Source organism: Confluentibacter sediminis (assembly GCF_003258355.1).
Taxonomy (GTDB): domain Bacteria; phylum Bacteroidota; class Bacteroidia; order Flavobacteriales; family Flavobacteriaceae; genus Confluentibacter; species Confluentibacter sediminis.
Map to the genome: position 1 here is coordinate 1 of NZ_QKPO01000034.1, position 9355 is coordinate 9355.

The 9355-nt window shown below is 33.1% G+C and carries 9 protein-coding genes; all 9 read right to left on the minus strand.

Features of this window, described 5'->3' with window-relative positions; genetic code table 11:
• The coding region (locus DKT72_RS17640; protein WP_111310073.1) for a DUF7149 domain-containing protein at positions 1-3341 on the minus strand (3341 nt) is incomplete at its 3' end.
• Positions 3342-3470: 129 nt separating this feature from the next.
• Positions 3471-5063 (minus strand): type IV secretory system conjugative DNA transfer family protein, encoded by a 1593-nt coding sequence (locus tag DKT72_RS17645; protein WP_111310074.1) that lies wholly within the window; start codon positions 5061-5063, stop codon positions 3471-3473.
• A complete protein-coding gene (gene mobB, locus DKT72_RS17650) occupies positions 5063-6091 on the minus strand; it encodes a MobB family relaxase (RefSeq protein ID WP_111310075.1) in 1029 nt (342 codons plus the stop codon). Before mobB ends, DKT72_RS17645 begins: the two co-directional genes overlap by 1 nt.
• A gap of 13 nt (positions 6092-6104) precedes the next feature.
• Positions 6105-6485 (minus strand): BfmA/BtgA family mobilization protein, encoded by a 381-nt coding sequence (locus tag DKT72_RS17655; protein WP_111310076.1) that lies wholly within the window; start codon positions 6483-6485, stop codon positions 6105-6107.
• Positions 6486-6873: 388 nt separating this feature from the next.
• Entirely contained in the window at positions 6874-7071 is a 198-nt protein-coding gene (locus DKT72_RS17660; RefSeq protein ID WP_111310077.1) for a hypothetical protein, read from the minus strand.
• Positions 7072-7080: 9 nt separating this feature from the next.
• Positions 7081-7461, minus strand: coding sequence for a DUF6876 family protein (locus tag DKT72_RS17665; RefSeq protein ID WP_111310078.1), 381 nt, complete (start codon positions 7459-7461; stop codon positions 7081-7083).
• A 77-nt stretch (positions 7462-7538) separates the two neighbouring features.
• Complete coding sequence (locus tag DKT72_RS17670) at positions 7539-7895, minus strand: single-stranded DNA-binding protein (RefSeq protein ID WP_111310079.1); 357 nt, start codon at positions 7893-7895, stop codon at positions 7539-7541.
• A 624-nt stretch (positions 7896-8519) separates the two neighbouring features.
• Positions 8520-9065: a hypothetical protein gene (locus DKT72_RS17685; protein ID WP_111310082.1), complete on the minus strand. Its 546-nt coding sequence runs from the start codon at positions 9063-9065 to the stop codon at positions 8520-8522.
• Between the two features lie 71 nt (positions 9066-9136).
• Positions 9137-9355, minus strand: a 219-nt coding sequence (locus DKT72_RS17690) for a hypothetical protein (RefSeq protein WP_162623369.1), incomplete at its 5' end; no start/stop codon positions are given.

Here is a 9355-nt window from a genome sequence, read left to right on the forward strand (position 1 = left end):
TGTTTATAAAAATCCTCCCAATAACTTATGCTATCTTGAGTTTCAAACCATTGATTATTAGTCTTTTTTCTCGAACCTTTATCTCCTGTTTGCTTTAATCTGTCATAGCCATATCCCATAAGATGCTCTTTGACAGCGGGATATAATTCAATGTCGATACTTAGACTTGGAAACGTTGCTATTATGTACAATTCAGCAAATTCATAGGAGTATCTCTTGATATCACGACCTCTTAATAACGGTCGTATAATTTCTTCACTTTTTGCGTCCTGCTCTATCAATTCTCTACGTTTTTCTCCATCAATGATAAAAGCTTCATTAAATCCAGTCTTAATCCCGTAGTTAATATTAATGTCCCAATCCTTCAATGGTTTGCCTATTGCCTCTAATTTAGACTTAATACCTTGTTCAATTTGGGAAAGAACGACCCAACTATCTGAACTAATATATGTCGCTTTATTCGAATTTTGTCTAAAATAATCCCCCAAATTAATTAACGACTTATCTTTAACAATACAACCTTGTGTGCTTTCTTTATTTTTGTCTTTAGCAAACATGAGAATATTAGTGTCCACCGTGGCAGTATCAAATATTTGAGTGCCTCCAAAATCTATTAATATTAACGGGTCGGTTTTTTCTGCAAAGAATTTACGTAAGCTTTCTCCGTAGGCTGCTCGCATCCATTTATTTGATGTGATATAAGTAAGTATTCCTTTTTCTCTTAAGATTCTATGTCCTAATTCATAAAATAAACTGTAAATATCACCCGTTCTAGCAAAGGTGTCATAACCTACATTTTGAAGTGCGTCAGCGTCAGCTCCCATTTTTTGAAGTTGGATATATGGTGGATTCCCTATAATGGCATCAAAACCAATAAAATCGCCATCGACATTGAGTACTTCAGGAAACTCAAAACGCCATTCGAATGCATTTTCGTAAATTTTATTGTTTTTTATCTCATCGAGATGTGTTTGGATTACTTCAACCTTTGATTCCAGTTTTTTCTTATCATTCAATTGTGCTTTTGTGAGGGTGTTTTCAAAGAGTTGATTTGCCTCATACTTGGTATATAGTTCAGCTCGTAATTTATTTAGGTCTTTAATCTCTTTACTGTTCTTGCTAATTTCTGTTCTAAAGTTTGATTTGATGCTGTAAATTAATTCTTCTAATTCTCGCTTTTGTTCCTTTCCTGCAGCGTTTCTGTAATTTGAAACAGCTTTTTTATATATATCGATAGAGATTTTACTACTTTTCAACGCGGATTTTAAATCGCTATCCAAACTGAAACGACTAATCAGCGAGTTGCCATTTTTGATATTAATATCGATATTAGGTAAGGTTTCTAATTCCGTTGGAGTTTTATAATAGGCATTTTTTAGTAACTCAATCCATAAGCGAAGACGGCAAATTTTAACAGAATTAGGATTTATATCAACACCAAAAAGACAATTTTCTATGATAGTTTCCTTCTCGTGAAATAAGGTCTCCTGTATTCTTTGACTTTCTTTATTATTTGGATTATAATCAAAAAGTTTTCCTTCTTCATCTGTGATAATGAGTTCGTCATTTTCAACTATAATATGATAATCTTTAAGCAAGCGACCTTCTTTGTCTTGTAGAATATTCAAATCGCCTTTTATTGCAATCAATTCATTTAAAGCAGAAACTAAAAAGTGACCAGAACCCACAGCAGGGTCACAAAGTTTTATACTGTTTATAATGTTATTTGCCTCGTCTTTGTCTTTGATGTTATTGTAAACTTCTGTAACGGTAGAACAATTCCAATTTTTTGCTTCATTAAATTTTTGAATAACTACTTTACGAATGGTTTCTTTACACATAAACATGGTAATCATTCCAGGTGTAAAAAAAGAACCATCTTTATAACCATTGATTTTTTCAAAAATCAATCCGAGTACAGAAGCATTGATAAGTTTTTTATTGTCCTCTTGTATGTCCTCTGAACCTTCGCTGCTAAAATCATACGCTTCTAAAAAATCAAATAGATACTTAAGCGTCGTGAGATTACCTGTTCTCTTTTTACCATTATTATCTTTTAATACCGTAGACGAAAAGATGGGAATAGTTTTGTCGTCTTTTAAATTGCTTATGAAGACCGTTTGATGCTCTAAATCTGTGGGTTCAAATAGGGAGCTATTCAAATAAGGCACTTTCTCAAATAGCTTTTTTACGTCTTCATTTCTATCTTTAAAATCTCTTGCAAGTACTTGAAAAAACAAACTGTTTAAATCATCATATTCTTTAAGTTTATCATTGCTCAAAAACTTATAAGACTCATCTCCTTTATGGTAAGCAACAAGTTGAGCTTCCAATAGTTTAAGAAAAAGGACTCTGTTAATCCATGTTATGTTAAGGTTGAGCCCAACGTTGAAAAGACGTTCTTCGTAAGTTTCGCCGAAAAGGAAGACTTTTTCAATTCTATTTATTTTATCCAAACTATCCAACTGAATAATGGTGTCTTCCAAAATACTTCCAGAATTTCTTTGACCTTTTGCATTGCGCTCAATCAATTTCTTGCCACCATTTTTTGTTTCGGTAAGGCCTATGATGTGCAATAATTCGCTATAAAAGCTTTTATCAAGTGAGTTACTATCATTAACGAAAGGTAACTTTAAAAGATGTTCAGGAGATAAAAGTTTAAATAATGCAATTAATTGTTTGTCATCTTTTTTATTATTATTAGTGATAATTTTTTTATAATCTTGGATATCAAAATATGCAAACTCAAATTCCTTTTCTATGCCATTAATAAAAGGTTTGGCAACTTCACTATAAAAAAAGTCTGTGGATGTACCCGATAGTCTTTTGTTTTCAAAATCTTCGAATTGTTTTACAAACAACTTGTTTTGAGCAAACTGTTTTTCAAAAATATTTGAGTCGAAAATGAACCACTCATTAATATTTGTGGCAATCAAATATTTTATTTCTAGGTTTTTGTGTGTGATTCGCTCGCGCAAATAATAGAGTACCAATTCTTGAAATGCTTTGACATTTATTTTGGACTTTGTCAACATCTCACTTTTGTTGGTGGGCTTCTTCGCTTCGATGATGACTCCAACCAAATCTTTAGCTTTGTTACCTGTGTGAATGACAAGGTCGTTTCTTCCTTTCGTATTTATAAAATGATTAGGCTCGTAGTAGGTTTTTTTGAGAAAATCCGAAACCAAATTTTTATGGAATTCTTCTGATTCCGAATCATTTGTTCGTTCAAGGAGCTGGGTTAAATTTGTCTTGAAATTTTCAATTTCGGTTCTATTAGGTTTAACTTTTAAGAAAGCTTTGTTAAGCGCCTTTCGAGGTTTCAAGATGTTGATTTCCATGAATGAGTTGCAATACGATTGTTAGTTGTAAAAATAAGGAAACTTGTAAGAGAAATTTATAAAGACGAAAGAAAAATATATTATACTGAAGTTGTTTAATCCATTAATCTCCAAACCATAAAAACCCATTCATTTAAAAATCGACATAACCTCATTATAAATCCTCTCAAAGTTCTCTTCCAAATCAGCTTCTGTATAATTTTGGGTTTTGGTTGGCAAGCGTCTTTCAATCTTAGAAAGTTTAAATTGAACTTTTTTATCCTCACCATCAGCAAACGTAATAAACTCCCCTCCTTTTAATCTAAAAAAAACATCCGCTCTAATTTTGGCCACTTCACGTTCTCCTGTAGTAATACGTGTATCAAAATTGAGGTTATGACCTCGGTTCACACTTGTGGTTTCTTTCTTGACTATTTCAAAAAAACGTTCATAATATTTGGCGGTATCTGGATCATTTACCTTTCCAAAGAATTGATAGGATAGATTACTCAAAATAGCTTTACTTGCTTTATCACCGTACATCATATCGTTTTGGATTTTGTCTTGCATCACATAAATAGTCGCAATATTATAGCTCCTTAGAGTAGCTGGAATACGGTGCATATTCAACAACCTAATGGTTGGTGCCTCTTCCATCATCAAAAATGAAGGATTGGCATTTCTAATGCTCATTTGCTTTGTAATGGTATGAATTATTGTGGCTATAATTGGAGAATAGGCGGTTTCATATTTTGGATTGTTCACAACTGATATCACTAAAGGTTGTTCTTGGTTATTGATATCAAGTGACACATCATCCGAAGATAAGGTCATAAAAATACGCTGCGTAGATATCTTCTTCAGCGCATTTGCCAAAGTACTTTTCACACCAGCTGTTTGTCTATCGGAATCCTTACCACTTATAAAAGCATCTGCCATGGCTCTGGAGGTTGTATTGGAACTTAAAAAAGCTATTAGGCTATCAGTGTCCAAAAACTGGTAAATAGCTATCAAATGAGGCAATGTACAATATTGAGGATAGTTGGTTTTAAGCTTCCAAATTAACCCACCAATCAAACCTTCTGCGGCATCATTAAAAAATTTAGTTGTTCCTATACTTCCTGACTCCCTTTGCTCCAACAGATTTTCAATAAGTACCCTGGCAACCTCATTAACGCTTTCTTCATTGGCCATATATCGTGGTGCTATGGGATTGACTTTATCATAAATAGTATCGAATGAAATCACTCTGAAATCAATTCCGTTTTTTTCAAATAAAGGGAATGCCATTTCAGTAATTTCAAAATCCTTATAATCGTGAATCACCCCTGAAAATTTATGCTTACTGAAATGCTGAAGGAAATTATAAACGACACTTTCTGTTTTTCCGCTTCCAGCAGAACCTATAATGGAAGCTCCTCTTTTTATGTTATCTATTTTAAAGTTTCCTCTTTCTACTTTAAATTGAACTTGGTATTTATTATTGGAATTGAAAGCTTCATTTTCAGTGTGTAGAAATACATATAAAACCGTATTGATTAGCAATAGCGGACAACCTATATAAAGCATCTTTGTAATCCATTGATCCAAAAAAATATTTAGCTTAGATAGTATCCATAAGCAAATAGCTATTAAAAATAGGTTTATAACATAGGCATAACGAGTCAATTTGAATAGACTTGAAAAAACCAAAATCATTCCAAAAAATAATCCTATTGTAAAAATAATGCTTTCTAAATCCATTATATTCCTATTGAACCCGATTTAATTGCGATACCCACACCCCTTTTTAAGTATCTTATCGTTTTGAGTGCCAATTGCACTTGATTAGTTGAAATACTAGCCATGGGGACTCCAGCCTTTGCAAGCATTTTAAAAGCAATGGCTTTTTCACTTGCTGGCAAACCTAATAATGTTGTGAAATACAGCTTTGGATTTTTAATAAAATCTTTCTTCGCTTTATACGATTCTGCATAATTGCGTTTGTAACCAAAGGTTTTGTCAAAGGTGGTTTCTGCTTTTGTGAAAAATGCATCTCTATCAAATCCTCGTTTTACTATTTTACCATGCATTTCTACCTCTGAAGCTTTGTGTTTGGATCCTGGTGATAAGCTCACAGAATTAGAAGCATCCTTTCGACTCACAATGACATGGATATGACTTTGGTTGCCGTCTTTTTGCATCCCTTGAACAATACGTTTTCCATTTTGTTGGTGTGGTGCATCGGCTTCTAATTTGGCGATTTGAGTTTTCAATTGCTTTATGTTTCCTTCCAGTTGTTGGTGTTCTATTTTCCTAATGTCATTTTTCAGCTCAAGTATCTTAGTAGCAAAAGGTTGGTTTTCCCGCACTTGTTTGTCAGTGCCTTTATACGTGCGTTGGTGTTCAATTTTGGCGAAATATTTTATGTTGTCAACAGTTATTGGTTTACCATTAATTTCCCGATTGAAAGACGTTGCATAATCGTTCATGATGGCTCTGGTATATGTTTTTAAATCTTCAGAACTGTTTTGTAATTTTCGAAGTTCAGCTTGACTTGGACTTACCGTTATTGAATAAAATTTAGGCTCACTATTTTTGAGTTTTAAAGTATTACCATCAATTTCTTTGACCACTTCTTTAGCATCTATTTCATCGCCATATTGGTTAAAAAAAAGTTCTATATCTTCTTGCCCCAAACCCTGATTTTCTTTCTCTAGATAGTCTACAAAATCTGCAGAACTTTGAGAATAGTTCCCTCCTAATTTTTGTGCTGTGATTGTTATGTACATGATTTTATATTGATTATTTAAATCTTTTTTCTACAAACTGAACTTTCTTTTCTTCAATTTCTTTCTCTAAAATGAGCTTCTGTTGCTTAGGTTCGAATTCCATAAATAAGGATTGCAGCATCGCTGTTGTGGGTTTGTCATGGTTCTTTTCAATGTCTTTTATGATGGCGATTACAGCATTGATTCGTTTCTTAATTTCGCTCTCCAAGGTTTGCATATTGGGACCAATTTTTTCATTTGGAGAAATCCCATTCTCCTCAAAAAAATCAAGCATTAGAAGCAATGTCATGGATTGGGACTTTGACATTTTTTTACAAAATGTCCGAAATCTTTTTGCTACTGAAACTTTTATTCCAAGCATCTCAAAGCGTTCTTTTTCATATCCTTTATCCATTTTTTCTGAAAAAATTTATTGTTTTTATTGGGCTGAGAGCATTTTTTCTGAAAAAATGATGTTACAAATTCAAAAAACAAAATATTCAATCGCCGTTAAGCTTTGATTTTACTAGTGTTTTGTAAAAACTGAACATTGAAACATCGCTTTAGCGTGTTACCCTCTTGCTATTCCTTTTCGTCCCGATTTATCGGGACAAAAAAAATACCATTACATCCAAAAATGTAATGGCTTTTTCTGCAATACGAATTGAAATTCGATTTTTTAAGAGTGTTTAAATTGAAGTTTAAAAGTATCTTTAGTAAACCATTCCTTTTGTTGCAGAATATAAAATAGCAGAACAAAAAAAGACCTTTAAAAATAAAGGTCCTGGGTTAATAATTGGCTTTTAAATATTAAAAACATACTCGTAAGAATAGAGGTTTTTTATGGCTTCTTCTTCCAAAAGCGTATCATATTCGATATGATGTTCTTTGGCGTATCGTTTCAATTCATTTCCAAATTTATGTTCTACATCTTTTTTGGAAACCGAAACCAAACGTTCTTGGGTTTCGTTATCGAGGTTCGAATAATTAAGATATACCATGATAGAAAATCAATATTCGCTCGGAAGCATCAACGTATTATCGACAAAAAATAATCGCAATTCATCCAATGGAAAATCCGTTACATGGTATCTATGTGTTTCGTAGATATTGCCATTTCCGTCACTATAATCAATTAAAGCCTCGCATTGCTTTTCCGCTCTTTCTTTTTCAGAAAGTCGTTTAAAATCGACTGTTACAAAATAGCTTTTGTTCATTAAACTTTTTGCAATTACTGAAGCATCGGTTACTAACCAAAAACACTCGGCAGCATCTGCCAAATATTTAATTCCATCTGTAAATTTAGTTCCTATTAAAGGAATTTTATAAAACGTTTCTGAACCTATAAAATGTTGCAGTTCAGCTTTTATTTTGTTAACTTGTGTCTTCATTGTGATTTTCTTTTTAGAAGTTAATAATGAAAAAGAGAGCGCATCTTTTCCACTAGAACGCTCTCTTTTAATTTTAGTTATTCACTGGCGTTATCATCGCCCTTAATTCCCAAAAGCAGGATTTCATTGGCTACCACTTCGGTAACATATCTTTTTTCTCCATCTTTGGTTTCATAAGAGCGTGACATTAATTTCCCCTCTAAAGCAACTTCTTTTCCTTTGTCTACGTATTTTTCTATGATTTCGGCAATCTTGCCCCATGCCACAATATTGTGCCATTGGGTGTCCTGTTGTTTCTCACCTTTTGAATCTTTGTAAAATTCATTGGTAGCAATTGAAAATTTAGCGACTTTCTTTCCGCTTTCAAGGTTCGTGATTTCTGGCTCGTTTCCTACGTTGCCAATTAACTGTACTTTGTTTTTTAGAGTACTCATAATTAAAAATTTAAAGATTAATATTTACCTATCTGAACCCTTCAGAAAGGCTTTAAAATTGATTTACTTATTATATCCAGAGCGTTTTCCTTTTTTTGTTTTTTTAACTTTTGTTCCGCTTCCTTTTTATTGATTTTGTAAGATTTCATAAGATCCGTTTTAGATTTACTTCCCATAGAGCCGTCACTGTTACCTTCTTTTTGTTGCTTGGTGCTGTTCAATATTCAGCTTTATTAAGACATATAAAAAGTGCGAGGAACGAGCCTGGTTATGCTGTCGTATAAAACTGAATGTTGTTATTTTGCTGACAAAAAAAGGTATAGCAGTGATGGTTCGGGACGTGAACCTAAATTCTTGGTGAAATACAAAATCATAGGAAGTGGAACAAAATGCAAATATTTTTTCCTATTTGGCGGACTTGATTCACACTTTTTACTTGGAATGCAGTGTTCCTTTCCAGCGAAGCGGAAAGGGGTAACGGAATGGAAAGTAAAAAGTGGGGATTGTGTCCAAGACCTTTGTTAATGAAGCTCTTTTCTCGGAATGTAGCTTTTCGCGAAATGTAGAGGAATGTGCTGATTGGGTTAGAATGTTATTTTTCCCTGTTAGTTGAATTTCTAATTTTTAAAACAGATTCTCTTGAATATCAAGAATACCATCAGATTTTGAAATTTTATTCCTTTTTAGAATATCCTTGAGTGCTTTTCTTCTTTTATCATAAATCCATTGCCTTAGGTTGTTCAAAAGACCTTTTTCATAATCTGAAAGTTCTTTTGGTGCTATTTTAGTCATAGCTTCTAATTGCCCATTGTTTCTAGATTGTATTGCATATTGAAGACCTAACCAAGTATAAATATTTACCCATTCAGATGGCATGGGTGCTTCATAAGTTCTGGGCATTATGTAAGCTAAAGTCTCTGTAAGTGATGCCATTTTTTCATGTGTCATTGAGCATATTAAACGTGATATTTTTATACTACCAAGAATGTCTTTTGGTATCGTGTCTTGCCATGCAGATTTAAAAACGATTATTGGACTTACGAGGCAATCCATAAAATCAAAAACGAAATCGTTCTTATCCTTTGTAGGTTGTTTTATAACTTCTTCCAATGCTGATATTGATTTAATCTCAAAACCGAAATCGAGCTGTACAACTTTTAAATTTTCCATAATTATATATTTTATATTGAACACTAATTAAAAAAGCCACTAATCATCAAATTAACAATTAGTGGCTTCGATTATGACTTCACAGACTTTTTGAGTTTGGAAATTCTCTCCTTCTGTCGGCTTATTCTTTTATCGGCAATGGCCTTTTGTTCGGTATCAAAATCCCCGATGGGTATGCTTCCGAAACTCTCGGCCAGACCTCTGAGTGCCATGGCCTCACTATAAGTTGGCAAAGCTGATTTAAAGGCATCATAGCCAACATTATTGATGATGATTGCCATGTCATCTTT